The 26,768-nt window shown below is 62.8% G+C and carries 25 protein-coding genes and 1 pseudogene; 12 read left to right on the forward strand and 14 right to left on the reverse strand.

Features of this window, described 5'->3' with window-relative positions:
- Positions 1 to 98 precede the first annotated feature (98 nt).
- On the reverse strand, positions 99 to 875 hold the full coding sequence (locus ACF8FG_RS13330; RefSeq protein ID WP_014592355.1) for a ferredoxin--NADP reductase: 777 nt from the start codon (positions 873 to 875) through the stop codon (positions 99 to 101).
- A 215-nt stretch (positions 876 to 1,090) separates the two neighbouring features.
- On the opposite strand from ACF8FG_RS13330, the gene ACF8FG_RS13335 reads away from it, so the two are divergent.
- The gene (locus tag ACF8FG_RS13335; RefSeq protein ID WP_014592356.1) at positions 1,091 to 1,798 is read left to right on the forward strand and encodes an autoinducer binding domain-containing protein; all 708 of its coding nucleotides are present in this window, start codon (positions 1,091 to 1,093) and stop codon (positions 1,796 to 1,798) included.
- Between the two features lie 96 nt (positions 1,799 to 1,894).
- On the forward strand, positions 1,895 to 3,019 hold the full coding sequence (locus ACF8FG_RS13340; protein ID WP_392518852.1) for a methyltransferase: 1,125 nt from the start codon (positions 1,895 to 1,897) through the stop codon (positions 3,017 to 3,019).
- Positions 3,020 to 3,124: 105 nt separating this feature from the next.
- Here the strand turns inward: ACF8FG_RS13340 and ACF8FG_RS13345 are convergent, their stop codons facing one another.
- Genes ACF8FG_RS13345 through ACF8FG_RS13355 form a run of 3 tightly spaced genes read right to left on the reverse strand, consistent with a single transcriptional unit; the run spans position 3,125 to position 5,737 of the window.
- Complete coding sequence (locus tag ACF8FG_RS13345) at positions 3,125 to 3,280, reverse strand: DUF2474 domain-containing protein (RefSeq protein WP_003251614.1); 156 nt, start codon at positions 3,278 to 3,280, stop codon at positions 3,125 to 3,127.
- Between the two features lie 9 nt (positions 3,281 to 3,289).
- Positions 3,290 to 4,297 (reverse strand): cytochrome d ubiquinol oxidase subunit II, encoded by a 1,008-nt coding sequence (gene cydB / locus ACF8FG_RS13350; protein WP_003251612.1) that lies wholly within the window; start codon positions 4,295 to 4,297, stop codon positions 3,290 to 3,292.
- Positions 4,298 to 4,300: 3 nt separating this feature from the next.
- Positions 4,301 to 5,737 (reverse strand): cytochrome ubiquinol oxidase subunit I, encoded by a 1,437-nt coding sequence (locus ACF8FG_RS13355; protein ID WP_019438403.1) that lies wholly within the window; start codon positions 5,735 to 5,737, stop codon positions 4,301 to 4,303.
- A gap of 343 nt (positions 5,738 to 6,080) precedes the next feature.
- On the opposite strand from ACF8FG_RS13355, the gene ACF8FG_RS13360 reads away from it, so the two are divergent.
- The 3 genes from ACF8FG_RS13360 (at position 6,081) to trmA (ending at position 9,908) form a co-directional block, all read left to right on the forward strand.
- A complete protein-coding gene (locus ACF8FG_RS13360; RefSeq protein WP_019438404.1) occupies positions 6,081 to 7,301 on the forward strand; it encodes an MFS transporter in 1,221 nt (406 codons plus the stop codon).
- A 229-nt stretch (positions 7,302 to 7,530) separates the two neighbouring features.
- Positions 7,531 to 8,826: an NCS2 family permease gene (locus ACF8FG_RS13365; RefSeq protein ID WP_014592360.1), complete on the forward strand. Its 1,296-nt coding sequence runs from the start codon at positions 7,531 to 7,533 to the stop codon at positions 8,824 to 8,826.
- The gene (gene trmA / locus ACF8FG_RS13370) at positions 8,823 to 9,908 is read left to right on the forward strand and encodes a tRNA (uridine(54)-C5)-methyltransferase TrmA (protein WP_004575991.1); all 1,086 of its coding nucleotides are present in this window, start codon (positions 8,823 to 8,825) and stop codon (positions 9,906 to 9,908) included. The genes ACF8FG_RS13365 and trmA overlap by 4 nt, the downstream gene beginning before the upstream one ends.
- Positions 9,909 to 10,058: 150 nt before the next feature.
- Here trmA and pcaG read toward each other — a convergent pair whose 3' ends face one another.
- Both pcaG and pcaH read right to left on the reverse strand, forming a co-directional pair.
- Positions 10,059 to 10,664, reverse strand: coding sequence for a protocatechuate 3,4-dioxygenase subunit alpha (gene pcaG, locus ACF8FG_RS13375; protein WP_010955312.1), 606 nt, complete (start codon positions 10,662 to 10,664; stop codon positions 10,059 to 10,061).
- A 10-nt stretch (positions 10,665 to 10,674) separates the two neighbouring features.
- Positions 10,675 to 11,394 carry a protocatechuate 3,4-dioxygenase subunit beta gene (gene pcaH, locus ACF8FG_RS13380; RefSeq protein WP_392518854.1) on the reverse strand — a complete coding sequence of 240 codons (720 nt, stop codon included), beginning with the start codon at positions 11,392 to 11,394 and terminating at the stop codon, positions 10,675 to 10,677.
- 200 nt (positions 11,395 to 11,594) lie between these two features.
- Here pcaH and ACF8FG_RS13385 point away from each other — a divergent pair, with 200 nt between their 5' ends.
- Positions 11,595 to 12,479, forward strand: coding sequence for a neutral zinc metallopeptidase (locus ACF8FG_RS13385; RefSeq protein ID WP_014592361.1), 885 nt, complete (start codon positions 11,595 to 11,597; stop codon positions 12,477 to 12,479).
- A 130-nt stretch (positions 12,480 to 12,609) separates the two neighbouring features.
- Positions 12,610 to 14,571 carry a methyl-accepting chemotaxis protein gene (locus tag ACF8FG_RS13390; protein WP_371923976.1) on the forward strand — a complete coding sequence of 654 codons (1,962 nt, stop codon included), beginning with the start codon at positions 12,610 to 12,612 and terminating at the stop codon, positions 14,569 to 14,571.
- 138 nt (positions 14,572 to 14,709) lie between these two features.
- Here ACF8FG_RS13390 and ggt read toward each other — a convergent pair whose 3' ends face one another.
- The 3 genes from ggt to ACF8FG_RS13405 all read right to left on the reverse strand — a co-directional run bounded on the left by ggt (position 14,710) and on the right by ACF8FG_RS13405 (position 18,165).
- Positions 14,710 to 16,377: a gamma-glutamyltransferase gene (ggt, locus tag ACF8FG_RS13395; RefSeq protein ID WP_019438406.1), complete on the reverse strand. Its 1,668-nt coding sequence runs from the start codon at positions 16,375 to 16,377 to the stop codon at positions 14,710 to 14,712.
- 117 nt (positions 16,378 to 16,494) lie between these two features.
- Positions 16,495 to 17,391: a LysR family transcriptional regulator gene (locus tag ACF8FG_RS13400; protein WP_014592364.1), complete on the reverse strand. Its 897-nt coding sequence runs from the start codon at positions 17,389 to 17,391 to the stop codon at positions 16,495 to 16,497.
- Positions 17,392 to 17,574: 183 nt separating this feature from the next.
- Entirely contained in the window at positions 17,575 to 18,165 is a 591-nt protein-coding gene (locus tag ACF8FG_RS13405) for an NAD(P)H-dependent oxidoreductase (RefSeq protein WP_014592365.1), read from the reverse strand.
- A 163-nt stretch (positions 18,166 to 18,328) separates the two neighbouring features.
- Here ACF8FG_RS13405 and ACF8FG_RS13410 point away from each other — a divergent pair, with 163 nt between their 5' ends.
- Positions 18,329 to 18,643: a putative quinol monooxygenase gene (locus ACF8FG_RS13410; RefSeq protein WP_010955318.1), complete on the forward strand. Its 315-nt coding sequence runs from the start codon at positions 18,329 to 18,331 to the stop codon at positions 18,641 to 18,643.
- On the opposite strand, the gene ACF8FG_RS13415 is transcribed toward ACF8FG_RS13410, so the two are convergent.
- Positions 18,633 to 19,397, reverse strand: coding sequence for a sulfite exporter TauE/SafE family protein (locus tag ACF8FG_RS13415; protein WP_014592367.1), 765 nt, complete (start codon positions 19,395 to 19,397; stop codon positions 18,633 to 18,635). The two genes, ACF8FG_RS13410 and ACF8FG_RS13415, sit on opposite strands and share 11 nt — an antisense overlap.
- Positions 19,398 to 19,474: 77 nt before the next feature.
- Between ACF8FG_RS13415 and ACF8FG_RS13420 the strand changes: the two are divergent.
- Positions 19,475 to 20,355 (forward strand): annotated as a pseudogene (locus ACF8FG_RS13420) (LysR family transcriptional regulator).
- Positions 20,356 to 20,457: 102 nt separating this feature from the next.
- Here ACF8FG_RS13420 and ACF8FG_RS13425 read toward each other — a convergent pair.
- Positions 20,458 to 20,733 (reverse strand): metal/formaldehyde-sensitive transcriptional repressor, encoded by a 276-nt coding sequence (locus ACF8FG_RS13425; RefSeq protein WP_003251584.1) that lies wholly within the window; start codon positions 20,731 to 20,733, stop codon positions 20,458 to 20,460.
- A gap of 70 nt (positions 20,734 to 20,803) precedes the next feature.
- Here ACF8FG_RS13425 and dmeF point away from each other — a divergent pair, with 70 nt between their 5' ends.
- The gene (dmeF, locus tag ACF8FG_RS13430) at positions 20,804 to 21,733 is read left to right on the forward strand and encodes a CDF family Co(II)/Ni(II) efflux transporter DmeF (RefSeq protein WP_070384346.1); all 930 of its coding nucleotides are present in this window, start codon (positions 20,804 to 20,806) and stop codon (positions 21,731 to 21,733) included.
- 96 nt (positions 21,734 to 21,829) lie between these two features.
- Positions 21,830 to 22,174, forward strand: a complete 345-nt coding sequence (locus ACF8FG_RS13435; protein WP_003251579.1) for a cupin domain-containing protein — start codon at positions 21,830 to 21,832, stop codon at positions 22,172 to 22,174.
- Positions 22,175 to 22,366: 192 nt separating this feature from the next.
- Here the strand turns inward: ACF8FG_RS13435 and mmsB are convergent, their stop codons facing one another.
- A complete protein-coding gene (mmsB, locus tag ACF8FG_RS13440; RefSeq protein WP_019438857.1) occupies positions 22,367 to 23,254 on the reverse strand; it encodes a 3-hydroxyisobutyrate dehydrogenase in 888 nt (295 codons plus the stop codon).
- 10 nt (positions 23,255 to 23,264) lie between these two features.
- A complete protein-coding gene (locus ACF8FG_RS13445) occupies positions 23,265 to 24,791 on the reverse strand; it encodes a CoA-acylating methylmalonate-semialdehyde dehydrogenase (RefSeq protein WP_003251574.1) in 1,527 nt (508 codons plus the stop codon).
- 132 nt (positions 24,792 to 24,923) lie between these two features.
- On the opposite strand from ACF8FG_RS13445, the gene ACF8FG_RS13450 reads away from it, so the two are divergent.
- Positions 24,924 to 25,874, forward strand: coding sequence for a LysR family transcriptional regulator (locus tag ACF8FG_RS13450; protein WP_318081796.1), 951 nt, complete (start codon positions 24,924 to 24,926; stop codon positions 25,872 to 25,874).
- Between the two features lie 402 nt (positions 25,875 to 26,276).
- On the opposite strand, the gene ACF8FG_RS13455 is transcribed toward ACF8FG_RS13450, so the two are convergent.
- Positions 26,277 to 26,768 (reverse strand): OmpA family protein, encoded by a 492-nt coding sequence (locus ACF8FG_RS13455; RefSeq protein ID WP_019438858.1) that lies wholly within the window; start codon positions 26,766 to 26,768, stop codon positions 26,277 to 26,279.

Genomic DNA, 26,768 nt, shown 5'->3' on the forward strand with positions numbered 1-26,768 from the left:
GCGGCGGCAACGGTGAACGGCGGGTGGAAATTGGCCAGTAGGGCCGGCCCTTTCGCAGGTGAACCCGCGCCTACAGGCCCACAACGGCCGCAATTGTCTTACCAGTAGTTCTCGACAGCCACCTGCCCGGGCCGCTTGCTCAGGCTCAGTTGCAGGTCTCGCGCCTTGAGGACCTTGCGGGTTTCGTCGATCATTTCCGGGTTACCGCACAGCATCACCCGCGAATGCTCCGGCGACAGTTCAAGCCCTGCCGCCTTCTCCAGCTCGCCATTCTCGATCAACGTGGTAATGCGCTGATTCAAGGCCCCGGGGTGCTGTTCACGGGTCACCACGGGAATGAACTGCAACTTGCCCGCGTACTCGGCCAGGTAATCGCGCTGTTCCAGGCCGGCAATTTCATCCACATAGGCCAGCTCCTTCGCTTCGCGCACTGAATACACCAGCTTGATGCTGTCAAAGCGCTCCCAGGCCTCGAAGTCCTGCAGGATCGACATAAATGGCGCAATGCCGGTACCGGTAGCCAGCAGCCACAGGTCACGACCTCCGACGAAGCGGTCGAGGGTGAGAAAACCGAACGCCTGGCGGTCGATCAGCAACGTATCGCCTGCACCCAAACGGCTCAGCTCACTGGTGAACTCACCACCTGGCACCACGATGGAAAAGAAATCCAGGTGCTCGTCATGGGGGGCGCTGACCATGGAATAGGCGCGCCACACCACACTACCATCGGCCTTGGTCACACCTAGCCGGGCGAATTGGCCGGAACGGAAGCGGAACCCGGCATCGCGCGTAACCCGCAGGCTGAAGAGGTTCGGCGTCAGTGGCTGAACATCAAGCAGTGTCTGGCGAGTGAACTTTTCGGCGCTAGCGGTCATATCGGGCTCCAGGGTTGGCGTGTGCACAGTGTCGCCTAAAGTGGCCAGGATAAAAACCACCGCTTTGTAGGGCCTCATCCAGGATGAACGTGCCGAACTCGCAGAAAATCCTGTTCGCTATAACAAAAAAATCCCAACAGGATGGTAGGTCTTTTCCTACAATCATCCGGGTACTCAAACGGATTGGATCCTGTGCACCCGAAGGAGTGTTTCAGATGCTTCACTGGAAACCCGAGTATCTTCAGGCGTTCGTCAGCGAACGCAGCCCGCAGAAGCTATTCGACATTGCAGTCCATCTGGCTCAGGACCTGGACATGGATTACCTTGGGCTGAACATCCGCATTCAGATCGCTACGCAAACGCCAAGGCTGTACCTCTATAGCAACTACCCAAGTGAGTGGATCGAGCGCTACCAGCGCGACGACTTCTACAAGCAGGACCCGGCGGCGAACCTGAGCCACAGCTCGACGATGCCGGTGCTGTGGACCGATGAGCTTTACAAGGAAGCCCCGCAATTTCGCGAAATGGCCTGCCTGCATGGCTTGCGCCACGGCTGGACACAGTCGCTTCACGATCAGCAGCATAACGAAAGCCAGATCAGTGTCGCTCGGCCAAACGGCCCCATCGATGAGGTCGAACTGTACGACAAAGCCGGGAGTGTGCAGTGGCTGTGCCACGCCCTTCACGCGGTACTGGGCGAGCACCATCTGAACGCGCTATGCCCACCCCAGCCGAAAATGAGCGAGCGCGAACTGGAAGTGCTGAAATGGTCTGCCGCCGGCAAGACCGCTGCCGATGTTGCCTCCATCCTCTCGCTGTCGCAAAGCACGGTCAACTTCCATATCCGCAGCGTGATCACCAAGACCAACGCAGCCAACAAGGCCGGAGCCATTGCCATTGCCGCCTTGCGTGGCTGGATCTGACCTTCAAACCTGCGACCTTGGGCAAAGCCCTGTAGAATCGCCCGGCAAAGCCCGGCGCGAACCGCAACGGGCAGTTTCGTACCCGAGCCAGACGCCATGCCCCTGCTGACCACCCCCTACGCCGAACTCGACCTGATCCGCCAGCCGGAGCAGGCCAACGACCCGTTGCAGGCCTTCGATGCCGCCGACGAGTACCTGCTTGCGCAGCTACACGATCAGGCACCCGACGCCAATTGCCGGGTACTGGTGCTCAATGACAGCTTCGGTGCCCTGGCCGCAAGCCTTGCAGGCCAGCTGCAGGTGGTCAGCAGCGGTGACTCGCACCTGGGGCACCTGGCCCTGGAAAAGAACCTGGCGCGCAATAGCCTGCCGTTCGACAGTGTGCCGTTCGTACCGGCCAGCGAACACTGGCAAGGCCCGTTCGACCGGGTGCTGGTGCGTGTGCCCAAGACCCTGGCCCTTCTGGAAGAACAACTGATCCGCCTGCAAGGCCAGTTGGCACCCGGTGCGCAGGTGATTGCCGGGGCGATGATCAAGCACCTGCCGCGCGCGGCCGGCGACCTGATGGAGAAGTACATCGGCCCCGTACAGGCTTCGCTGGCACTGAAAAAGGCCCGTTTGCTGACAGCAACGGTTGCCGAGCGGCCGCTCGCCAAGTCCCCCTACCCCAGCTGCTACCGCCTCGACACGCCGGCTCTTGACTTGGTCAACCACGCCAACGTGTTCTGCCGTGAAGGCCTGGATATCGGGACGCGGGCGTTCCTCCCGCATCTACCACGCAACCTCGGCCGTGCACGGGTGGCAGACCTGGGCTGCGGCAACGGCGTGCTCGCGATCGCCAGCGCCCTGGCCAACCCGGAGGCCGAGTACACCCTGGTCGACGAGTCGTACATGGCAGTGCAATCGGCGCGGGAGAACTGGCTGGCAGCGTTGGGCGAGCGCCCGGCGACCTTCTTCGCGGCCGATGGCCTGGCCGGGCTGGAGAAACAGTCGCTGGACGTGGTGCTGTGCAACCCGCCGTTCCACCAACAGCAGGTAGTAGGCGATTTCCTGGCCTGGCGCATGTTCCAGCAGGCGCGTGAAGCGCTGGTGGTAGGTGGGGCGCTGTACATCGTGGGTAACCGGCACCTGGGCTATCACAGCAAGCTGGCGCGGTTGTTCCGGGGGGTGGAGCAGGTGGCGGCAACGCCCAAGTTCGTCATTCTGAAAGCCCGCAAGTAAGCGCGCCACCGCCCCCGTAGGAGCGGGCTTGCCCGCGAACACCGGCAACGCCGGTGCCATCTAGCGCGTTGCCTGCTTCGCGGGCAAGCCCGCTGCCGCTCTTTATCAGTGTGTGGTCAGGCCCGCCGCCCCCATGAACAGCCGCATCACCCAGGCCGCCACACCCAGCGCTGCGACGCTCATCGCCCAGATCAGCAACAGCCAACCCAGTCGCTGCCACAGCGGTTTCTTGTCTTCCAAACCATGCTTGCCAGCCATCATGCGGCCCTCCTAGTGATAGCCGTCTTCGTGGGTCACCTTGCCGCGGAACACGTAGTAGCTCCAGAAGGTATACATGAGGATAAACGGCAGGATGAACAGGGTACCCACCAGCATGAAGCCCTGGCTTTGCGGTGGCGCTGCGGCATCCCAGATCGAAATCGACGGCGGGATGATGTTAGGCCACAGGCTGATTCCCAAGCCGCTGTAACCAAGGAAGATCAGTACCAGCGTGAGCAGGAACGGCGTGTAGTGCGCGTTGCGTGCCACCGCTTTGAGCAACCCGTAGAAGGTCACCAGCACCAGCAGCGGCACCGGCATGAACCAGATCAGGTTGGGCATGCTGAACCAGCGGTCGGCAATCTGCGGGTAGGCGATTGGCGTCCACAGGCTGACGATACCGATCACCACCAGCAGCACCAGCGCCAGCGGCCGGGCCATATCGTGCATCTTCTGCTGCAGCGGCCCTTCGGTCTTCATGATCAGCCAGGTGCAACCCAGCAGGGTGTAGGCCACGATCAACCCCAGCCCGCAGAACAGGCTGAACGGCGTCAGCCAGTCCAGGGTGCCACCGGCAAAATGCCGGTCGACCACCTTGAACCCCTCCAGGAACGCGCCCAGCGCCACGCCCTGGAAGAAGGTGGCGATCAGTGAACCCCAGATGAAAGCCTTGTCCCAGATATGCCGCTTGTCAGCCTTGGCCTTGAAGCGGAACTCGAAGGCCACGCCCCGGAAGATCAGGCCGATCAGCATCAGGATCAGGGGCAGGTACAGGGCCTCGAGGACCACGGCATACGCCATCGGGAAGGCCCCGAACAGTCCGGCACCGCCCAGGATCAACCAGGTTTCGTTGCCGTCCCATACCGGCGCGACAGTGTTCATCATTACATCACGGTCCTGCTCGCCCTTGACGAAGGGGAAGAGCATGCCGATCCCCAGGTCGAATCCGTCCATCACCACGTACATCATGACGCCGAAGATGATGATCACGGCCCAGATCAGTGGAAGGTCGATACCCATGGTTCAGTTCCCCTTGTTCAGGCTGGCAGAGGTGGCCTCGCGGCCATCATCGGCGGCGGACAAAGGCCGTGCCGGCGTGCGTTTCTGGCCTGGGCCTCCCGGTGTGTGCTCGTCACCCTCACCGGTCTGCGGCCCTTTGCGCACCAGGCGCATCATGTAGCCAAGGCCGGTGCCAAACAGGGCGAAGTACACCACCACGAATGCCACAAGGGTGAAGCCGAGCTGGGCGTAGCTGTGGTTGGAAACACCGTCCGCCGTGCGCATCAGGCCGTACACCACCCAGGGCTGGCGGCCAATTTCGGTAGTGAACCAGCCGGCCAGCACCGCGATCAGCCCGGATGGCCCCATCCACAGGGCCACATGCAGGAACGGGCGTGAACTGTACAGCGTGCCGCGTTTGCGCAACCACAGGCTCCACAGGCCAACGAAGATCATCAGGAAACCAAGCCCGACCATGATCCGGAACGACCAGAACACAATGGTCGAATTAGGCCGGTCCTCGGGCGGAAACTCCTTCATCGCCGGCACCTGCTTGTCCAGGCTGTGAGTCAGGATCAGGCTGCCGAGCGCCGGGATCTCGATCTTGAACCGGGTAGTCTCGGCCTCCATGTCGGGAATACCGAACAGGATCAGCGGAGTCGGCTCACCGGGCACGTTCTCCCAGTGGCCTTCGATCGCGGCAATTTTCACCGGCTGGTGCTTGAGGGTATTGAGGCCGTGGAAATCGCCGATCACTGCCTGAATCGGGGCGACGATCAGTGCCATCCACATGGCCATCGACAGCATCTTGCGTACGGCCGGGTTGTCACGCCCGCGCAGCAGGTGCCAGGCCGCCGAGGCACCGACGAAGAACGCGGTGGACACGAACGCGGCAGTGGCCATGTGCATCAGGCGGTAGGGGAAGGAGGGGTTGAACACCACCGCAAACCAGTCCACCGGCACCACCCGACCATCGATGATCTCGTGACCTTGCGGCGTTTGCATCCAGCTGTTCGAGGCGAGAATCCAGAAGGTCGAGACCAGCGTACCGAGCGCGACCATCACCGTGGAGAAGAAGTGCAGACCACGGCCGACGCGGTTCCAGCCAAACAGCATGACGCCCAGGAAGCCCGCCTCGAGGAAGAACGCAGTCAGTACTTCGTAGGTGAGCAGCGGGCCGGTGACGGCACCGGCAAAGTCGGAGAAGCGGCTCCAGTTGGTGCCGAACTGGTAGGCCATGACCAGTCCGGAGACCACGCCCATGCCGAAGTTGACGGCGAAGATCTTCGACCAGAAGTGATAGAGGTCACGGTAGACCTGGTTGTGGGTCCGCAGCCATAGGCCTTCGAGGACTGCCAGGTAGCTGGCCAGGCCAATGGTGATGGCCGGGAACAGGATGTGGAACGACACGGTAAAGGCAAACTGCATTCGGGCGAGCTCTAAGGCCTCTATTCCGAACATGGTGCTTCCTCTTCAGATAATCCGGCGTCCGGGCTTGTGGCCCCAGTCGCCCACTGCCCCCACTGGGTCGAGTACGGCGTGTTGGAATTGTTCTGTTCGATCGCAGGGATTCCGGCCAGACGGCCATTTCATTGATCTGGAACGATTGACCCAGATCAATTAATGCTAGGAAGCATAGTCCCGAATGGCCCGGAGGGCCGTGTGGTGGATTGCCGCGTGACCTGTTGCCTCACCCTCTTTGATTAACAGTAGAAAAGTGCCGACCTGAGCAAACAGTAACCGTTTGTTACAAACAGATGATACGCTGCGCCCCCCTCTACTGCGCCGAGGCCCCTGGTTTCCGATGTCCGATTCCGCACCGCAGTTGTTGCGTCACCATCGTCCTTTTCTGGCCTTCTGGCTGGCCCGCGTATTCACCGCCAGCGGCTTCCAGATGCTCACCGTGGCCATCGGCTGGCACCTCTACCAATTGACCGGCAACGTACTGGACCTGGGCCTGGTCGGCCTGGTCGAGTTCGCCCCACGGGTGCTGTTCATGCTGCACACCGGCCATGTCGCCGACCGCTATGACAGACGCAAGGTCGCCGCCCTGTGCCAGAGCCTTCAGGGGCTGATTGCCCTGGCGCTGGCGGTGGGCAGTGCCACCGACAACGTCACCCGCGAACTGATCTTTGCCCTGGCCTTCCTGCTCGGCGCCAGCCGCTCATTCGAAATGCCGGCAACCCAGGCGTTGTTGCCCAATGTGGTACCGGCCGGGCTGTTCCCGCGGGCAGTGGCGGCGTCGGCCTCGGCCACCCAGTCGGCGACCATCGTGGCGCCGGCGGTGGGCGGTTTTCTGTATGCCTTTGGCAGCATGTGGGTGTACGGCCCGACGGTGGCCTTGTACGCCATTGCCTGCGTGCTGACCCTGACCCTGCAGGCGCGCGGCCAGATCGCACAGCGCGGGCGCGCCAGCATCGAATCGCTGCTGGCTGGCATCCGCTTCATTCGCAGCCGGCCCGACATCCTCGGCGCCATCTCGCTGGACCTGTTCGCCGTATTGTTGGGCGGAGCCACCGCGTTGCTGCCGGTATTTGCCAAGGACATCCTGCTGACCGGGCCGATGGGCCTTGGCCTGTTGCGCTCGGCGCCAGCGGTGGGGGCGTTGCTGATGTCGCTCTGGCTGGCGCGCTTCCCGTTCCAGCGCAACGTCGGGCGGACGATGTTCACTGCGGTCGGCGTGTTCGGCGTGGCGACCATCGCCTTCGGCCTGTCGACGTCGTTCTGGTTCTCGCTGGCGGTACTGGTGGTACTAGGTGCGGCAGACATGATCAGCATGGTCATTCGCAGCTCGTTCGTGCAGCTGGAGACACCGGATGAAATGCGAGGGCGGGTGAGCGCAGTGAACGGCTTGTTCATCGGTGCCTCGAACCAGCTCGGTGAGTTCGAATCGGGAGTGACCGCGCACTGGTTTGGTACAGTGCCGGCGGTAGTGCTGGGCGGGGTGGGCACCTTGGTGGTGACCGGGGTGTGGATAAAACTGTTCCCTACCCTGGCCAAGCGGGACCGGTTGCATAACGGGTGATGCGTCACCAGTGCCGGCCTGTTCGCGGGCAAGCCCGCGCCTGCAGGGGACTTTATCCGTGAAGGGCCAGAAAAACCCATTCCCCAACGGCCATAGGCCCCCGCCATGCATGCTGGTATGATGCGCGGCTTTTTTCCTCCCCACACAAAACCACGGCATCCGGTACGGTCTGTGCTTTGCTGATGGGGTCGATACATTCATGGCGCCGGGGGCGCCTTGGGGAGCGGGCATGCTGGAAAGGCTGTTTCAACTAAGAGCACACAACACCAACGTGCGCACCGAGATTCTCGCGGGCGTCACCACCTTCCTGGCCATGGCCTACATCCTGTTCGTCAACCCGAGCATCCTCGGCGAGACCGGCATGGACAAGGGCGCGATCTTCGTCGCCACCTGCCTGGCAGCAGCCATCGGCTCCGCCACCATGGGCCTGATTGCCAACTACCCGATCGCCCTGGCACCGGGCATGGGCCTGAACGCGTTCTTCACCTACACCGTGGTGCTGCACATGGGCCACACCTGGCAGGTGGCACTGGGTGCCGTGTTCCTGTCGGCGGTGATGTTCTTCCTGCTGTCGATCTTCCGCATCCGCGAGTGGATCGTGAACAGCATCCCGCTGCCGCTGCGTTCGGCGATTGCCGCCGGTATTGGCCTGTTCCTGGCATTGATCGCCCTGCATAATGCCGGCATCGTCGTCGATAACCCAGCCACTTTGGTGGGCATGGGCGACCTCAAGCAGCCTTCGGTGATTCTCGCCACACTGGGCTTCTTCCTGATCGTCGGCCTTGAGTCGCTGAAAGTGCGCGGCGCGGTGCTGATCGGCATCCTGGCCGTCACCGTCGCGTCGATCGCCATGGGCGTCACGCCGTTCGGGGGGATCGTGTCGATGCCACCTTCGCTGGCACCCACCTTCCTGCAGCTGGACATCGCCGGTGCCCTTGATGTGGGCTTGATCAGCGTGATCTTCGCGTTCCTGTTCGTCGACCTGTTCGACAACTCCGGCACCCTGATCGCCGTGGCCAAGCGCGCCGGCCTGATGGGCAAGGACGGCCACATGCCGAAGATGGGCCGCGCCCTGATCGCCGACAGCACCGCCGCCATGGCCGGCTCCCTGCTGGGCACCTCGACCACCACCAGCTATATCGAGTCCGCTGCGGGTGTGAGCGCCGGCGGCCGTACCGGCCTGACGGCCATCGTGGTTGCCGTGCTGTTCCTGCTGGCGCTGTTCTTCGCCCCCTTGGCCGGTAGCGTGCCGGCGTTCGCCACGGCCCCGGCGCTGCTGTTCGTCGCCGTACTGATGGCCTCGGGCCTGGCGGAAATAAACTGGGACGACGTCACCGAAGCTGCACCGGTGGTGGTAACTGCCTTGGCCATGCCGCTGACGTACTCGATCGCCAATGGCATCGCCTTCGGCTTCATCGCCTGGACCGCCGTCAAACTGATTTCCGGCCGCCGTGGCGACCTGAACCCGGCCTTGGTGATCCTTTCCATCCTGTTCGTCATCAAGCTAGGCTGGTTCAACGCATGAGTGCTGCTTTCGACCCCTCCTCCTACGCCACCCAACTGGACGCCAAGGTGGCCCGGCTGCGCGAGCTGCTGGCGCCATTCGGCGCGCCGGAACCGGCTGTTTTCGACTCACCGCGCGAGCATTACCGCCTGCGCGCCGAGTTCCGCCTGTGGCGCGAGGATGGCCAGCGCCACTACGCCATGTTCGCCCCGGGCGAGAAGCACAAAGCAATCCTGATCGACGATTTCCCCATTGCCAGCGAACGCATCAACGCGTTGATGCCACGCCTGAAGGCAGCCTGGCAGGCCAGCGAAGAACTGGGCAACCGCCTGTTCCAGGTGGAGTTCCTCACCACCCTGGCTGGCGATGCGATGATCACGATGTGCTATCACCGCCCGCTGGACGAGGCCTGGGAAGTGGAAGCCCGGCAACTGGCTGAAGCGCTGGGGGTGAGCGTCATCGGCCGCTCCAAGGGCAAGCGCCTGGTTATCGGCCGCGACTACGCGGTGGAGAAACTCGATGTGGCTGGCCGCGTGTTCAGTTACCGCCAGCCGGAGGGTGCGTTCACTCAGCCCAACGGCGCAGTGAACCAGAAGATGCTCAGCTGGGCCTTCGAGGCCATTGGCGAGCGTGAGGATGACTTGCTGGAGCTGTATTGCGGCAACGGCAACTTCACCCTGCCGCTGGCCACGCGTGTACGCCAGGTGCTGGCCACCGAAATCAGCAAGACGTCGGTCAATGCCGCCCTGAGCAACCTTGACGAAAACGCTGTGGATAACGTGCGGCTGGTACGCTTGTCGGCAGAGGAGCTGACCCAGGCACTGAATGAGGTGCGGCCGTTCCGTCGCCTGGAAGGCATCGACCTGAAGAGTTATCAGTTCGGTACCGTGTTCGTCGACCCACCGCGGGCCGGGATGGACCCGGATACCTGCGAGCTGACCCGGCGTTTCGAACGCATCCTGTACATCTCGTGCAACCCGGAAACGCTGGCAGCGAACATTGCCCAGTTGCAGGACACCCACCGCATCGAGCGCTGTGCATTGTTTGACCAGTTCCCGTATACCCACCATATGGAGAGTGGGGTTCTGCTGGTTCGGCGCTGATCGTTGTATCGCCGGGGCTGCTTTGCAGCCCATTCGCGGGCAAGCCCGCTCCTACATTGATCGGCGTACAGCCCGTTGCTCGGCGTACGCAGATCGTTGTAGGAGCGGGCTTGCCCGCGAATGGGCCGCAAAGCGGCCCCAAGCTTCACCTCAGAAGTCGAAGAAAACGGTCTCGCCTTCCCCCTGAATACGGATATCGAAGCGATATGCCGTCTTCCCATCCACTTCGCAACGCTTGGCAATCAAGGTTTCACGCCGCTGCGGCTGCTCGATCAGGTTGAGCACCGGGCATTTGGCATTGGCCTGGGCCTCGTCATCGAAATACAGGCGCGTGTGCAGGTGGATGTTGATGCCACGGGCAAACAGGCTGATGTTGATGTGCGGCGCCATCGGCACGCCAGCAGCGTTGTTCACCACACCCGGCTTGACCGTTTGCAGCGTCCACTCACCGGCATCGAAGGTGGTAGCCGTGCGGCCAAAGCTGTTGAAGGCGTTTTCCAGGTTGTAGGCATCCTGGTACTCACCGTTGGCGTCGGCCTGCCACACTTCCAGGAACGAGTCGCGCACCAGGTGGCCGTTTCCGTCGTAAACGTGGCCGATCAGCAGAATGTGCTCGCCCGGGGCGTCTGGCTTGGCCAGGCAGTTCCAGATTTCCTGGTCGCGGGTCGGGTTGCCGGCGGCTTCCAGGGCCAGGCCGATGTGCACGTAGGGGCCGGCAGTCTGCGAAGGGGTTTCCGGCAGCAGTTCGATTGGCATGGCGGGGTCCTCAGCAGTTTTCGAAGTGGGTCTTGCGCTGGCCACGCAGCACGATGTCGAAGCGGTAGGCCAGGCAGTCCATCGGGTTGGCGTTGCTCATGTCGAGCTTGGCGATCAACTGCTGCACAGCTTGCGGGTTGGCGATCGACTTGACGATCGGGCACATCGGGATCAGCGGGTCAGCTTCGAAGTACAGCTGGGTGATCAGCTTGGTGGCGATCGATGGGCCGCTGATGGCGAAGTGGATATGCGCCGGGCGCCAGTCGTTCGGGCCGTTGCGCCATGGGTACGGGCCCGGCTTGATGGTGCGGAAGCTGTAGTAGCCGTCACGGTCGGTCAGGCACCGGCCAACACCACCGAAGTTCGGGTCCAGCGGCGCCAGGTAGCGGTCGTTCTTGTGGCGATAGCGGCCGCCGGCGTTGGCTTGCCACATCTCCACGAGAGTGTTCGGCACAGGCTTGCCGTACTGGTCGACGACACGGCCGGCGACGATGATGCGCTCGCCAATGGGCAGCCCACCATTATTGAAGTTCAGCAGCAGGTCATGGTCGTGGGCGCCGAAGCCCAGGTGGGAAAAGTCCGGACCAGTGGTTTCGCTGATCGACTGCGGAATGCTGACCAGTGCCTGGCGCGGCGAGCGGGCAACGGAGGTCTTGTAGTCAGGCGTAAGGGCTTTAGGGTGCCAGTTGCGATCACGGATCACGAAGCGGCTGTTGTCCTGGGCGGGCATGCCGGTTTCCTCTCTTGGAATTATGAGAACGCCTGGGCGTGGCAGGCGGACTTGCAGTTTCCGGCAGGTCGCGCGCGATGAATATTGAAATCGACCACCTCATACATAACCAAATGGTTATGGCTTAACACCTTTGCCTGACACCTGCCGCTTTCCTGAACTAATCTTTGACTTCTTGTTTCACGCTCGGGAGAGCATTCATGGAATGGCGAAAAGGCCGACGCAGCGACAACGTGGTCGATGCCCGGGGCGAAGGTGGCGGTGGCGGCATGCGCTTCGGCGGCGGCAAGGGGCTGGGGCTCGGGGCGATTCTGCTGATCGTCGGCATCGGCTGGCTCACCGGGCAGGACCCGCTGCAGATTCTTGGCCAGCTCACCGGCCAGATGGAGCAACAGCAAACGGCCCCCAGTGGTACAAGCGCCAAGGCCCCCCCGGCCAACGACCAGCAGGCCGAGTTCGTCGCCTCGATTCTGGGCGACACTGAGGACACCTGGAAAGCCCTGTTCGCCCAGGCCGGCAAACAATACCGTGACCCCAAACTGGTCCTGTTCAGCGGCCAGGTCAATTCGGCCTGTGGTTTTGCCTCGGCAGCGGTCGGGCCGTTCTATTGCCCGGCGGACCAGCGGGTGTACCTGGACATGTCGTTCTTCCGTGAAATGGAAACCCGCTTCGCTGCAGCTGGCGACTTCGCCCAGGCCTACGTGATCGCCCACGAAATCGGCCACCATGTGCAGACACTGCTGGGCGTTTCGGCAAAGGTCGATGCCGCACGACGCGCCGGCCAGCGCATGGAGGGCGACAACGGCCTGTTGGTGCGCCAGGAGTTGCAGGCTGACTGCCTGGCCGGTGTATGGGCCTACCAGGCGCAGAAACGCCTGAACTGGCTGGAGCCAGGCGATGTCGAGGAAGCGCTGAATGCGGCCAATGCCATTGGCGACGATCGCCTGCAGCAGCAAGGCCGCGGCCGCGTAGTGCCGGACTCGTTCACCCACGGTACCTCGGCGCAGCGGGTGCGCTGGTTCAAGACCGGGTTTGCCGAAGGTGAAGTGAACCGCTGCGACACCTTCAGCGCACGCACCCTCTGATCCCAGGCCCAACAGGGAGCGAGTGAGACCGTCTTGCTGATATTTTGCTGAAAAAGCGTTTCAGCTTCCCCAATCATGGCCGATAACCCCTGCACGAATCAGCGGGCATCCAGAACAACAACGCCTCGCGATCGAAGATCAAGAGAGCGAAATCAACTTCTGGAGAGCGTGCATGAACAGCTGGTTCGCCAACATCAGCGTCAACCTTAAACTCGGCCTGGGCTTCGGCCTGGTGCTGGTCCTCACTGGCCTGCTGGCCCTCACCGGCTGGACCAGCCTGGGCAGCCTGATCGACCGTAGCAACTGGATGGGCGATATTGGCCAGCTGAACAAGGACCTCACCGATCTGCGCATTGCGCGCCTGCAGTACATGATCGCCAACGGCGACGATACCGCCGCCGCCAACACCCTGGCCAAGCTGGATGCATTCAGCAAGCAGCAGGCCTACCTGGCCACCACCTTCAAAAGCCCGGAGAACGTCAAGCTGCTGGGTGAGCTGGGCGATACCATCAGTGCCTACAAGCTGTCGCTGAACAAGATGCGCCAGGGCTACGACGCCACCCGCGCAGCGCGCGTTTCCATGGACAGCTCGGCCATTCGCGCCGACCAGGCCATGGATGCGCTTAGCCAGGAGGTGATGGCTCGCCCCGAGGCTGACAGCGTGCGTCTGGCCCAGTACCAGCTGATCAGCAAGGCCCGCCAGCAACTGCTGCAGGTACGCATCGATGTGCGTGGCTACATCGCCGAGAACAGCAGCGCCAACGAGCAGGCCGCCTTGCGCCAGCTGGATGCAGCACTGGCCGATACCGACAACCTCAAGCGCCAGCTGCCCAGCGCAGACGCGCGCCTGCAACAGTTCGAAAACGCGGTACTGGCCTATCGTGACGCCGTACGCCAGTTCCGCGACGCGGTTGCCAACATCACCACCTCGCGCGCCGAAATGACCGTGCAGGGCGCCGACATCGTCAAGCGCAGTGACGCGCTGTACCAGATCCAGCTAGAGCGCCGTGACATCGAGAGTACCCAGGCCCGCAGCCTGCAGGCCATCGCCACACTGCTGGCGCTGCTGGTCGGCGTACTGGCGGCGGTGCTGATCACCCGCCAGATCACCCGCCCGTTGCAAGACACCCTGGTGGCCGTGGAAAAAATCGCCAGTGGCGACCTTACCCAGCACATGCGCGTCACCCGCCGTGACGAACTGGGCGTGCTGCAGCAAGGCATCGCGCGCATGGGCACCACCCTGCGCGAGCTGATCAGCGGCATCCGCGATGGCGTCACCCAGATCGCCAGCGCCGCCGAAGAGCTGTCGGCAGTCACCGAACAGACCAGCGCGGGCGCCAACAGCCAGAAAGTCGAGACCGACCAGGTGGCCACCGCCATGCACGAAATGGCCGCTACCGTTCAGGAAGTGGCGCGCAATGCCGAGCAGGCCTCACATGCAGCCACCGGAGCCGATGACGAAGCCCGTGCCGGCGACCGCGTGGTGGGCGAAGCGATTGGCCAGATCGAACGCTTGGCCGAAGACATGCACCGCTCCACCGAGGCCATGAACCTGCTGCAGCAGGAAAGCCAGAAAATCGGCAGCGTGATGGACGTGATCAAGTCGGTGGCCGAACAGACCAACCTGCTGGCGCTCAACGCAGCGATCGAGGCGGCGCGTGCCGGCGAGGCAGGCCGTGGCTTTGCCGTGGTTGCCGACGAAGTGCGCGGCCTGGCCCAGCGCACGCAGAAGTCTACCGAAGAGATCGAAGAGCTGATTGCCAGCCTGCAGCACGGAACCCAGCAAGTGGCGAATGCCATGCAGGGCAGCCGTACCCTGACCGACAGCAGCGTCGAACTGGCGCGAAAGGCCGGGTCATCGCTGGAGAGCATCACCAGTACGGTATCGAGCATCCAGTCGATGAACCAGCAGATTGCTGCGGCGGCGGAGCAGCAGAGTGCGGTGGCTGAAGAGATCAGCCGAAGCATCCTGAATGTGCGTGATGTGTCAGAGCAGACCGCAGCAGCCAGTGACGAGACGGCAGCGTCGAGTGTAGAGCTGGCGCGGCTGGGTGGGCAGTTGCAGACACTGGTCAGCCAATTCCGCGTCTGACCGTTGGAACCTCGGGCCGCTTTGCGGCCCTTTCGCGACTCAAGGCCGCTCCCATATTGATCGACGTACGCAGGTCCTCGTGGGAGCGGCCTTGTGTCGCGATAGGAGGGCAAAGCCCTCCCGGCGTGCTCACAGGCACTACTTGACGATCATCCCCACCCCACGCCCACGTGGGTCGGAAGCGGTCTCAAGCTTCGCCCCATCGACGCGGATCGCCTGGATGTCGCCCATCTCCCAGCCCTGGTCCTCCAGCACATAGCCCATCTTCTTCAGCTCCTCAGCTACCCGCCCGGTCAGCGGCGCATAGCTGTCGAAGTAGATGGTGTCCTTGGGCAGCAACTGATGGTGCACGCGCTGCGCCGCCACCGCCTTGTCCAGCGGCATGCCGTAGTCGTACAGGTTGTTCATCACCTGGAAGATCGAGGTGAAGATCCGCGAGCCACCCGGGGTACCGATAACCAGCTCGACCTTGCCATCGCGGGTCATCAGGCTGGGGCTCATCGACGACAGCATGCGCTTGCCCGGTTCGATCGCGTTGGCATCACCGCCGACCACGCCAAAGGCGTTCGCCGCCCCCGGCTTGGCGCTGAAGTCATCCATCTCGTCGTTGAGCAGGAAACCGGCACCCTTCACCACGACGCCACTGCCGTAGTCGAGGTTGAGGGTGTAGGTATTGCTGACCGCGTTGCCCTGCTTGTCGACGATCGAGAAATGCGTGGTCTGGTGCGGTTCAAGGCCCGGCTTGACTTTGTCGGTTGCGGAAATGGCCTTCGGGTTGACCTGGGCTGCGCGGTTGGCCAGGTAATCCTTGGCCACCAGCTGGTCCACCGGCACCTTGGTGAAGGCCGGGTCGCCCAGGTAGTCGGCGCGGTCGGCGAACACCCGCTTCTCGATCTCGGCCAACAGGTGGATGTACTGCGCCGAGTTATGCGCCACCCCTTTGAAGTCGGCCGCGCGGTCTTCCTTGATGCCCAGCAACTGGGCCAGCGCCACACCGCCTGAGCTCGGCGGTGGCGCGGTATACACCACATTGCCACGCCAGCTCACGGCCATCGGTTCACGCCATACCGCCTTGTAATCCTTGAGGTCATCTTTGGTAATCAGGCCTTTGTCAGCCTGCATCTGCGCCACCAGCAAATCGGCGGTCTTGCCTTGATAGAACTCGCTCACGCCCTTGTCGGCTATACGCTCCAGGGTCTGGGCCATTTCCGGCTGCCTGAACAGCTCGCCGACCTTCATGTTGCCGAAGTAATCGTTGAAGTTGGTCGCCGTCTTGAACATGCCCTGGGCATCGTTGCGGTACTGGTACTGCTTTTCCGCCACCTTGAAGCCGTTTTTCGCATAGCCGATGGCCGGGGTCAGCAACTCGCTCCAAGGCAGTTTGCCGAACTTCTGGTGCGCCTCCCACAGGCCCATTACCGTACCGGGTACACCTGCTGCGCGTGCCCCGACCAGGCTGAGGTTCTCGATGACCTCGCCCTTGTCGTCCAGGTACATGTTGCGGGTGGCGGCCTTGGGCGCGACTTCGCGGTAGTCGAGGAAGTAAGGCTTGCCATCGACGAACAGGGTCATGAAGCCGCCACCGCCGATATTACCGGCCTCCGGGTAAGTCACCGCCAGGGTGAAGGCAGTCGCGACTGCCGCGTCCACCGCGTTGCCGCCCTTTTTCAGAATATCGGCGGCCACCTGTGCACCATATTGATCGGGGGCGGCCACCGCGCCACCCTCCAGGGTGGCGGCGTAAACCGAGGAACAGCTCAGGATCGCGGCTGCGAGAGCCAGGTACTGGAACGGGACCATACGCATGACACTTCCTTGGTGTTGTTTTTGTTGAGCAGTCAGTAAGGCCGAAGCGCTTCGACTGTGCAATCAACCGTCGGAAGTTTCGCCGCCTGTGGACAGGATTTGTCGCGATCAGGCAACTCAGCACGCGTACATCGCCAGCTTGCGCTGGATGAAATCCAGGAAGCACTGGATGCGCAGCGCCAACTGGGTGTTGCGGTAATACACCGCGTGGATCGGCTGACGGTAGCCATTGTTGGCCTCGCTCAGCAGCACCTGCAGGCGCCCTGTGCGGATATCTTCGTGGGTCATGAAGTGCGACAGGCTGACGATGCCCTCCCCGGCCAACGCCAGCTGGCGCAGGGTTTCGCCGCTGGAAGCGACCAGCGCCGGGCGGATGCTCCAGCGATCGCCCTGAGCGTGGCGTAGCGGCCAGTGATTGAGCGACTCAGGTTGGCTGAAGCCGAGCAGACAGTGGTCGGCCAGCTCCTCGACCTGCCGTGGCGTGCCGTGCTGCTCCAGGTACGCCGGACTGGCCAGCACCTGCACCGGACTGCAACCCAGGCTGCGCGCGTGCAGGCTGGAGTCGGCCAGCTCTCCGATACGGATCGCCACATCAGTGCTCTGCTCCAGCAGGTCGATGATCAGGTCGTCGGTGTTGAGCTCCAGCTCGATGCCTGGGTACTGGCGGCGGAACTCGCCGATCCAGGGCAGGATGGCATGCAGCATGAACGGCGCAGCGGCATTGATGCGCAATCGCCCGGTCGGGGTCTGGCGGTTCATCGACAGACGCTCTTCCATCTCGTCCATCTGCTGCAGGATCAGCCGCGAGCGCTCAAGAAAGTAGCGCCCCTCTTCGGTAAGGTCCATGCGCCGGGTGGTGCGGTTGACCAGCGTGGTGCCCAGCTTGCCCTCCAGGCGCGAAAGGGTGCGGCTGACGGCAGACGGGGTCTGGCCCATCTGCTCGGCAGCAGCGGAAATCGAGCCGCAGTCGATGACGGCGACGAATACCTGGAGTTCTTCGGATCGGGTTTTCACATCAGGGCCTGTGGTTGGTCTGTGCAAGGATTAGATAACCGCTTGTCGAGGCCAAGTCCAGCGGCGCCTGTACGGGCCTATTCGCGGGCTTGCCCGCTCCCACAAGTACTGCAAAGTCCTTGAAACCTGCGTAATACCTGTGGGAGCGGGCAAGCCCGCGAAGAGGCTGGTACAGACATAAAATTACTGTGCCTTGCCAAACACCTTGTCCAGATGGGCCTCATAAGCTGCCAACGCCGCCGGCACATCCGGGCGCTTCATCACATCCACAGCCAGGAAGGTCGGCAGGCCGGTCATACCCAGGAACTGGTTGGCCTTGTGGAACGGGAAGTACACGGCATCCACCCCCTTGCCTTCAAAGAAATCGCTGGGGTCATCGAACGCCTGCTGCGGCGCGTTCCAGGTCAGCGACAACATGTATTGCTTGCCGTGCACCAGACCACCGCTGCCGTATTTCTGCGAGTGGTCCGAACGGGTACGACCGTCATTGGCATACAGGCTGCCGTGGCCGGCAGTGAACACGTCGTCGATGTACTTCTTCACGGTCCACGGCGCGCCCATCCACCAGCCGGGCATCTGATAGATCACCACATCGGCCCAGAGGAATTTCTCCACCTCTTCCTGGGCGTCGTAGCCGCCATCGATGAACGTCTGGCGCACGTCGAAGCCGGCGTGGTCCAGGTGAGCGATAGCCGCTTCGTGCAAGGTCGCGTTGAGACGGCCTTCGGAGTGAGCGAACTGTTTACCACCGTTGAGCAGAAGGATCTTTTTCATGCTGGCCTCCACGGCCGAATCAAAAATTGATGCCGGAAGGTTAGAGGCTCGCGGAGGCGGGATACAGCGGTGACGGGGCAAAATACAATTGACCAGAAGTCACGAATGGGCAATACATTATTGCCTTAAAATACCGTCTCCACCCATCACCGAGTAGCGCCCCATGAGTGAGCCGTTCGCCTTTATCCTCAAAGCCAAGACCCGCCCGGAAATGGCTGATGCGTTCGAAAACCTGTTCCGTCCCTACGTCGAGCCAAGCCGCCAGGAACCCGGCTGCATCGAATACCACATGCTGCGCGACCAGCAGGACCCGAGCCTGTTTGTGTTCTTCGAAGTGTGGGCCGACAAGGCCGCGCTGGACGTGCACTCGGCCCTCCCGCACATGGCTGCCTTCTTCGAAAAACGCATGGATTACCTGGAGCGCGATTTCGATATCCAGAGGGTCGACATGCTCAGCGCTTCGTCCGCTAACCGTTGATCAGCAGGTGGCCGCCGAGGGCGGCCAGGCCGATGAAAAAGCAACGCTTGAACAGCAGCGCGCTGATCCGCTGACGCAGCCACTGGCCCGCCAGCATGCCGAGCAAGGCCGGCGCCAGCATCAGCAGCGACGCCCCCAGCGCCTGGCCACCCAAGGCATCCTGCCCGGCCAGGCCTAGGGCCAAGGCCAGGGTCGACACCGTAAACGACAGGCCCAGGGCCTGGATCATCTGCTCGCGGCTCAAGCCCAGGCTCTGCAGGTAAGGCACCGCTGGCATCACGAACACCCCGGTCGACGCGGTGACAACGCCCGTGACCAGACCGCAAAGCGGTCCCAGCCAACGCTCGTGTCCCGGGGCTACCTGCAAGCCCGGGCCGACCACCCCATACAACGCATAGACCAGCAAGGCGCCCCCCAGCGCATGCGCAGCCCAGGGGCCAGTGTTGATTCCCAGCCAGGCGCTGCCCAGCAAGGTGCCGACAAGAATCAATGCCAGCATCGGCCCCAGGCGGACCAACAACCCTCGCAGGTGCCCGCCGCTGGCCAGCTGCCACAGGTTGGTGAGTGTCGAGGGCACGATCAACAACGCGGCAGCCTGCGCCGGCGGCATAGCCAGGCCCAACAGGCCCATGGCAATGGTCGGCAGGCCCAGGCCGATGACCCCCTTCACTGCGCCAGCCAGCAGAAAGGTCAGTACAACCAGCAACGACAGTGCCGGGCCAATGTTCTGGTAGAAAGCGAGCAAGGTAGTCATGGGCCGATGATGCCGTGCCCCGGGCGACGTTAGAATCTGCCATATACTCAGCCAGCCTCTTGCCCGGACAGAGCCACATGCATTTCGACCTGATCGACCTCAAGCTGTTCCAGCACACCGTGGAGTGCGGCAACATTACCGCCGGCGCCGGCCGCAGCCATCTGTCGCTGCCAGCGGCCAGTGCGCGCATCCGCGCCATGGAAGCATCGCTGGGCATTCCCTTGCTGGAACGTAACCGCCGTGGCGTACAACCAACGCCGGCTGGCCAGGCATTGTTGCAACATGCACGGCTGATAACGCAGCAGGTCGAACGCCTGCAGTTCGACCTGGGCCAATACGCACAAGGGCAGCAAGGCCAGGTGCGCCTGCTGTGCAACACCGCTGCGCTGACCGAATACCTGCCCGAACTGCTGGCCAGCTACCTGGCTGAAAACCCGGGCGTCAGCGTGGATGTGCAAGAGCTGCCGAGTTTGCGCATCGTGCAGGCAATTACCCAAGGCATGGCCGACTTGGGCATCGTGTCCACAGCCGCCCCCAGCGAGCACCTGCAGACCGGCCGTTTCGAGACGACCCGCTGGTGCTAGTGACTCCACCGGGCCACCCCCTGGCCAGTGCGCTGGCGCCAAGTTTCGTCGACAGCCTGGCCCATGGCTATGTCGGCCTGGGGGCCGGCAGTGCATTGGGGTTGTACCTGGAAGAGCAAGCGCTGCACGAGGGGCAGCGCATGCAGGTTCGGGTGCGTGCGGAGGGGTTTGATGGGGTGATCCGCATGGTCGCGGGCGGGGCTGGAATCGGGGTGGTGCCGCTGGCAGCGGTGCAGCGTTGGCAAGGCATGCTGCCGTTGCACTGGGTGGCGCTGCAGGAGCCATGGGCCAACCGCCGGCTGCTGGTGTGCGCGCGGGATTTCGCGGCATTACCAGGCTATGCCGCCGGACTGGTATCCACCCTTACCCACTGACAGCCTTCGCTGGCCTGCTTCCACAAACTCGTTCGCGTACCGCTCGGACCGTGAAGGTATTGATACCCCCCTGGGGTATTCGTGAAAGGGTACGGCGACCTCCTACTTCAGATATGAACGCAGCAACGCTGCCACCTTGTCTGCCTCGTCCTGCCGTTCCTCGGCACTCAGGCCGTCCGCCACGAGGTGATCGCGGATGTGCCCTTCCATCACCTCGGCCATCAGCCCGTTCACCGCGCCGCGCACGGCAGCGATCTGCTGCAGGATCGCCAGGCAGTCCTTGTCCTGCTCCAGCGCCGTCTCCAGGGCGGCGGCTTGGCCTTTGATCTTGCGCACCCGGGTCAACAGCTGCTTCTTGCTCTTCAGGGTATGTGCCATTGGGTTTCACACCATGCTAGGTATACTGGGGTATAGTATTCTTCTCGATCTTCCGGGAGCATGATAAACCATGGCGACACAAACCTCAGACCGCTGGCAGCACAGCCACCAGTTCCACACCAGCAACCTGGGCGCTGAGCGCAAAACCCGCCTGGCGGTTTGGCTGACCGCAGTGATGATGGTGGCGGAGGTTGCCGGAGGCTGGTACTTCAACTCCATGGCGCTGCTGGCCGACGGCTGGCACATGAGCTCCCACGCTCTGGCACTTGGCCTGTCCTTGCTGGCCTACGCTGCCGCTCGGCGCTATGCAGGTGACCGGCGCTTTGCCTTCGGCACCTGGAAGATCGAGATTCTCGGCGGCTACTCAAGCGCCTTGCTTTTGCTGGGCGTGGCCGGGCTGATGGTGTTCCAGTCGGTGGAACGGCTGTTGGCACCGGGACCAATCCATTATGACGAGGCAATCTTAATCGCGGTGGTGGGCCTGGCCGTCAACCTGATCTGCGCCTGGCTGCTGCGCGATGACCATCACCATCATGATCACCATGGCGACGATCATCACCCTGACTACCACCATCACGACTTGAACCTGCGCTCGGCCTACCTGCATGTGATGGCCGACGCCGCTACGTCGGTGCTGGCAATCGTGGCCCTGCTGGCCGGCAAGTTCTGGGGCGCCAGCTGGCTCGACCCAGTCATGGGCCTGGTGGGTGCGTTGCTGGTGGCGCTGTGGGCCCGCGGCCTGCTGCGCGATACCGGGCGGGTGCTGCTGGATGCGGAGATGGACGCGCCAGTGGTGGAAGAAATCCGCGAAGTGGTCACGCAGTTGCCGGTGCCGGCCAGCATCACCGACCTGCACGTGTGGCGGGTGGGCAAGGACCAATACGCCTGCATTCTTGGTCTGGCCACCCACGCCGCGCTGAACGCCGACAGCGTGCGCCAGGCCCTGGCCGTGCACGAAGAGTTGGCGCACATCACTGTCGAGGTAAACCGCCTGGCATAGCGCGGTCAGACACCTGGACGTCGAGCCCAGGCAACTGCGGCTCGGCCGTTGGGCCTATGGTGACCAGTCATTCAGCCAGTCACCAGGAGTTGTGCCATGTCCGATTTCATCACCGTCCTGCGCGAAACCTGCCCGACGCCAGTCGTGGACGCCACCAAGTGGAAGCGCATCGGCGGCGATCCGCACACCGTCAACCTCAATGCCTACCTGTCGGCCGACGGCAGCAAGATCATGGGCACCTGGATCTGCACCCCGGGCAAGTTCGAGGTCAACTACGATAAATGGGAGTTCTGCCACTTCCTCGATGGCTATTGCATCATCACCCCGGAAGGCGAAGAACCGAAACACCTGAAAGCGGGTGATGTGTTCGTGATCGAGCCAGGCATGAAAGGTACCTGGGAAGTGGTCGAGACTGTACGTAAGTATTTCGTGTTCGCCTAATTTGCAGGCGCGGGTTTACCTGCGAATGCGGCGGTGAGGTTTCTGCAGCATTCGCGGGTGAACCCGCTCCTACCACTGCCGCGCAATACCTGTGGGCGTGGACGAAAAAAATCGCGGAGCAGGCGCCCTTCCCTCTGGTGCGCAGTTACAGAGGGAAGGCCACCTGGCCCGCGATGAAGTCCACCTCTTGCATCACTCCTTCTTGCGATAACCCTCGACGATGGCCGAGAAGTCCTTGCCCCCCTCGCCTCGCAGGCTCATGGCCTGGTACAACTGCTGGGCCACGGCACCGAGAATCACCGGTTGGTGTGCCTGGCGTGCCGCTTCGGTAGCCAGCCCGAGGTCCTTGAGCATGAGTTCGGCGCCAAAGCCACCGGTGTAGCCACGCGATGCCGGAGCGGTTTCGATGATGCCCGGCCACGGGTTGTAGGTGTCCGAGCTCCAGCAACGCCCGGTCGAACTATTGATGATGCCGGCCAGCACCTTGGTATCGATACCCAGCGCGTTCCCCAGGGCCATGGCCTCGGACACGCCGATCATCGAAATGCCTAGCAGCAGGTTATTGCAGATCTTGGCGATCTGGCCGGTACCGACTTCCCCGCAGTGCACGATGTTGCGGCCCATCTGCTCCAGTACCGGCTTGAGGCTCGCAAACAACTCGGTACTGGCGCCGACCATGAACGTCAGGGTGCCGGCCGCCGCGCCGCCAGTACCACCGGAAACCGGCGCATCCCCCATGTCCACACCTTTTGCCGCTGCGGCCTTGGACACATCACGTGCGGTCTGCGGGTCGATGGTGCTGCAGTCAACGGTCGGCGTGCCAGGACGAATGCCGGCCAGTACGCCGTCCTCGTTCAAGTAAACGCTACGCACATGGGCTGCGGCCGGCAGCATGGTGATCACCAGCTCGCTGTTGGCCGCCGCGTCCTTGGGCGAGGGGCTGATCTGCCCGCCCAGTTCTGCCAGCTCGGCCAGCACGGCCTTGTTCAGGTCGAACAGGTTCAGCTGATGCCCGGCCTTGATCAGGTTGCGGGCCATGGGCGCGCCCATGTTGCCCAGGCCGATGAATGCGATACGCATGACGTACTCCTTAGCGCAGGCTAATGGTGGTGTTCACACCGTCGTTGACGCTGTCGTCATCGAACCAGCGAGCAGTGACGGTCTTGGTCTGAGTGTAGAACTGCACCACTTGCTTGCCGTACGGCCCGAGGTCACCGAGCTTGGAACCCCGCGAGCCGGTGAAGCTGAAGAACGGGACGGGTACCGGGATCGGGATGTTGATGCCGACCTGGCCAATATCGATTTCGCTCTGGAACTTGCGGGCCGCAGCGCCGCTCTGGGTGAACAGGCCGGTGCCGTTGCCGAACGGGTTGGCGTTGACCAGGGCGATGGCCTCGTCGAGCGTATCGACTTCCAGGGTCACCAGCACCGGGCCGAAGATTTCCTGGGTATACACCTGCATGTCGGTCTTCACCCCCGAGAACAGGGTCGGGCCGACGAAGTTGCCTTGCTCGTAGCCCGGCACCTTGACGTCACGGCCGTCAAGTTCCAGCTTGGCGCCTTCCTTGATACCGCTTTCGATCAGGCCCAGCACACGCTCCTTGGCACGCTTGGATACCACCGGGCCAACGTCGGTGCCCGGCTCACAGCCAGCATTGACCTTGAGCTTGCTGGCAGCCTCCTTGATATCCGGCAACCATTCGCGGGCCTTGCCCACCAACACCGCCACCGAGGTGGCCATGCAGCGCTGGCCCGCCGCGCCAAAGGCAGCACCGACCAGCGCATTGATGGTTTGCGTGCGGTTGGCATCAGGCAGCACCACCGCGTGGTTCTTGGCGCCCATCATCGACTGCACACGCTTGCCATGCTGGCTGCCGAGGTTGTACACGTGCGTGCCGACTTCAGTAGAGCCAACGAAGGAAATCGCCTTGATATCCTGGTGGGTGCAAATGGCATCCACCACCTGCTTGCCGCCGTGCACCACGTTCAGCACGCCGGCCGGTACGCCAGCTTCCAGCGCCAGCTCGACCAGCAGCATGGTCGACAGCGGGTCCTGCTCGGACGGTTTGAGCACGAAGGTGTTGCCGCAAACGATGGCCATGGGGAACATCCACAGCGGGATCATTGCCGGGAAGTTGAACGGGGTGATGCCAGCGCATACGCCGATCGGCTGGCGCAGGGTGTAGGTATCGACACCGCCGGCGACGTTCTCGGCAAATTCGCCCATCTGCAGGGTGCCAATGGACGCCGCATGCTCGACCACTTCCAGGCCGCGGAAGATATCGCCTTCAGCGTCGGCCAGGGTCTTGCCCTGCTCGGCGCTGAGCACCTGGGCAATGCGTTTGGTGTGTTCGCGGATCAGTGCCTGCAGCTTGAGCATGATGCGCATGCGCGCGCCGATCGGGGTGTTACGCCACGTCTGGAAAGCGCGGTGAGCAGCGGCCACGGCTGCGTCGACTTCCTCGACGGTGGCGAACGGTACGCGCGCCAGCACCTCTTGGGTGGCCGGGTTGACGATGTCACGCCATTCGGTGGTTTTGGACTCGACCCACTGGCCGTCGATCAGCAGCTTGACCTGCTCGACCTTGGTGCTGTTAGGGGATTGCGGTGCGTTCATCTGCGTTCTCCTTGGAATTGTTGTCGGGACGAGATCGCCAGCGCCGGGCAAACGCGAGGTGGCGTCCTGAGGCTTGTTTCGAGTATAGATGTGCAAACATCCAACAAGAACGCACAAAAAAACCGGATCATCATGCAAAAAGACCTCACATCCCTGAGCGCGCTCAACTGGGACGATTTGAAGTTCTTCCTCGAAGTGGCTCGCACCCGCAAGGCCAGCAGTGCCGCCAAACGGCTGAGCGTGGACTACACCACCGTGTCGCGACGCATCAGCTCGCTGGAGGGCGCGCTGGGCACCTTGCTGTTCGAAAAGTCGCGGACCAACGGCTTTGTGCTGACCGCCGAGGGCCAGCGCCTGCTGGGCTATGCCGAATCGATCGAGAGCACACTGCACATGGCTTGCGAGCAGGTGTCCGGGTCGGGGGTGGCGTTGTCGGGCCATGTGCGCATGGGCTGCACCGAAGGCTTTGGCAGCTTTTTCATCACGCCGCAGCTAAGCCACTTCGTCGACGCCTACCCGGCGATTTCGGTGGACATCCTGCCGCTGCCGCACTTCATCAGCCTCTCCAAGCGTGAGGCGGACATCGTCATCGCGCTGGAGCGGCCCGAGCACGGGCCTTATGTGTGCTGCAAGCTGTGCGACTACCGCCTGCGGCTGTATGCCACCCAGGGCTACCTGGACAGCCACACGCCAGTCCGCCAGGTGACGGATCTGGCCAAACACCCCTTCATCAGTTACGTGGATGACCTGGCGTTCAGCTCCGAGCTGCTGTACCTGGCCAACCTGATTCCCAACGCCAGCGCGCATCTGCGCAGTACCAGCGTGATCGCGCAGTACACGGCAGCGCTGCAGGGGCGTGGGCTGGCGATATTGCCGTGCTTCCTCGCCGCGCAGGACCCGCGATTGGTCACGGTGTTGCCGGAGGAGATCGAAGTGACGCGGCAGTTCTGGATGTATTGCCGGGAGGATTTGCGCAAGTTGAAACGCATTACCCTGCTGTGGGATTACATCCGCGGGGTGACCGAGGCGAATGCGCCATTGTTGATGGGGCAAACCCGCGAGATGCGCTTTGCCCAGGACTGATGGGCCTGCGCATTTCCGAAGGCAACACAGCCCCTGTAGGAGCGGGCTTGCCCGCGAACACCGGCGAAGCCGGTGCCAGACAGCGCGTTGCCTGCTTCGCGGGCACGCCCGCTCCCACAGGGGATATGTGACTGATGGGGCTGCGCACTTCCAAGGACAAGCACAGATCCTGTGATAGCGGGCTTGCCCGCGAACACCGGCGAAGCCGGTGCCAGACAGCGCGTTGCCTGCTTCGCGGGCACGCCCGCTCCCACAGGGGATATGTAACTGATGGGGCTGCGCACTTCCAAGGACAAGCACAGATCCTGTGGGAGCGGGCTTGCCCGCGAACACCGGCGAAGCCGGTGCCAGGCCGCGTTGCCAGCGCCTACAGGGGATATGTGACAGCCCGAGCGGCAACGATCAGTAGGACGCAACCACAATGGACACCCGACGGTTCTCGGTACGCCCTGCACTGGTGCGGTTGTCCGCCACCGGCTGGCTGCTGCCCAGGCCACGGCTCTGAATGTTCTGCGCCTGCATGCCAACCCCGACCAGCGCTTTGGTCACGCTCTGCGCGCGGCGCTCGGACAGCTGCTGGTTGTACGCTGCTTTGCCCGACGAGTCGGCATGCCCGTCCACCCGCACGCCCTGGATACCAACGCCGAGCAGCGCCTTGCCGATGCGCTCGACAATCGCCTGGCTCTGGCCGTTGAGGCTGTCCAGATCGCTGCCGAACAGCACTTTGCCAGACAAGTCGTAGGCCCAACCTTCATCGGTCGGGGTGAAACCTTCGCGCTTGAGCACGGCAATCTGTTCTGGGGTAAGGCCTTTCGGGGGGGCGCTCTGGCACCCCGTCAGCGCCAGCAGGGCGAGCAACAAGGCCCAAAGCGGAAAACGTAAAGCTTGCATCAC

The sequence above is a fragment of the Pseudomonas sp. YQ_6 genome, from assembly GCF_043103245.1.
Classification (GTDB): domain Bacteria; phylum Pseudomonadota; class Gammaproteobacteria; order Pseudomonadales; family Pseudomonadaceae; genus Aquipseudomonas; species Aquipseudomonas alloputida.

What these genes read in the sequence shown, in the direction of transcription:
- ACF8FG_RS13330 (WP_014592355.1), bottom strand. Translation starts at nt 875, where the DNA reads ATGACCGCTAGCGCCGAAAAGTTCACTCGCCAGACACTGCTTGATGTT.
- ACF8FG_RS13335 (WP_014592356.1), top strand. Translation starts at nt 1,091, where the DNA reads ATGCTTCACTGGAAACCCGAGTATCTTCAGGCGTTCGTCAGCGAACGC.
- ACF8FG_RS13340 (WP_392518852.1), top strand. Translation starts at nt 1,895, where the DNA reads ATGCCCCTGCTGACCACCCCCTACGCCGAACTCGACCTGATCCGCCAG.
- ACF8FG_RS13345 (WP_003251614.1), bottom strand. Translation starts at nt 3,280, where the DNA reads ATGATGGCTGGCAAGCATGGTTTGGAAGACAAGAAACCGCTGTGGCAG.
- cydB (WP_003251612.1), bottom strand. Translation starts at nt 4,297, where the DNA reads ATGGGTATCGACCTTCCACTGATCTGGGCCGTGATCATCATCTTCGGC.
- ACF8FG_RS13355 (WP_019438403.1), bottom strand. Translation starts at nt 5,737, where the DNA reads ATGTTCGGAATAGAGGCCTTAGAGCTCGCCCGAATGCAGTTTGCCTTT.
- ACF8FG_RS13360 (WP_019438404.1), top strand. Translation starts at nt 6,081, where the DNA reads ATGTCCGATTCCGCACCGCAGTTGTTGCGTCACCATCGTCCTTTTCTG.
- ACF8FG_RS13365 (WP_014592360.1), top strand. Translation starts at nt 7,531, where the DNA reads ATGCTGGAAAGGCTGTTTCAACTAAGAGCACACAACACCAACGTGCGC.
- trmA (WP_004575991.1), top strand. Translation starts at nt 8,823, where the DNA reads ATGAGTGCTGCTTTCGACCCCTCCTCCTACGCCACCCAACTGGACGCC.
- pcaG (WP_010955312.1), bottom strand. Translation starts at nt 10,664, where the DNA reads ATGCCAATCGAACTGCTGCCGGAAACCCCTTCGCAGACTGCCGGCCCC.
- pcaH (WP_392518854.1), bottom strand. Translation starts at nt 11,394, where the DNA reads ATGCCCGCCCAGGACAACAGCCGCTTCGTGATCCGTGATCGCAACTGG.
- ACF8FG_RS13385 (WP_014592361.1), top strand. Translation starts at nt 11,595, where the DNA reads ATGGAATGGCGAAAAGGCCGACGCAGCGACAACGTGGTCGATGCCCGG.
- ggt (WP_019438406.1), bottom strand. Translation starts at nt 16,377, where the DNA reads ATGCGTATGGTCCCGTTCCAGTACCTGGCTCTCGCAGCCGCGATCCTG.
- ACF8FG_RS13405 (WP_014592365.1), bottom strand. Translation starts at nt 18,165, where the DNA reads ATGAAAAAGATCCTTCTGCTCAACGGTGGTAAACAGTTCGCTCACTCC.
- ACF8FG_RS13410 (WP_010955318.1), top strand. Translation starts at nt 18,329, where the DNA reads ATGAGTGAGCCGTTCGCCTTTATCCTCAAAGCCAAGACCCGCCCGGAA.
- ACF8FG_RS13415 (WP_014592367.1), bottom strand. Translation starts at nt 19,397, where the DNA reads ATGACTACCTTGCTCGCTTTCTACCAGAACATTGGCCCGGCACTGTCG.
- ACF8FG_RS13425 (WP_003251584.1), bottom strand. Translation starts at nt 20,733, where the DNA reads ATGGCACATACCCTGAAGAGCAAGAAGCAGCTGTTGACCCGGGTGCGC.
- dmeF (WP_070384346.1), top strand. Translation starts at nt 20,804, where the DNA reads ATGGCGACACAAACCTCAGACCGCTGGCAGCACAGCCACCAGTTCCAC.
- ACF8FG_RS13435 (WP_003251579.1), top strand. Translation starts at nt 21,830, where the DNA reads ATGTCCGATTTCATCACCGTCCTGCGCGAAACCTGCCCGACGCCAGTC.
- mmsB (WP_019438857.1), bottom strand. Translation starts at nt 23,254, where the DNA reads ATGCGTATCGCATTCATCGGCCTGGGCAACATGGGCGCGCCCATGGCC.
- ACF8FG_RS13445 (WP_003251574.1), bottom strand. Translation starts at nt 24,791, where the DNA reads ATGAACGCACCGCAATCCCCTAACAGCACCAAGGTCGAGCAGGTCAAG.
- ACF8FG_RS13450 (WP_318081796.1), top strand. Translation starts at nt 24,924, where the DNA reads ATGCAAAAAGACCTCACATCCCTGAGCGCGCTCAACTGGGACGATTTG.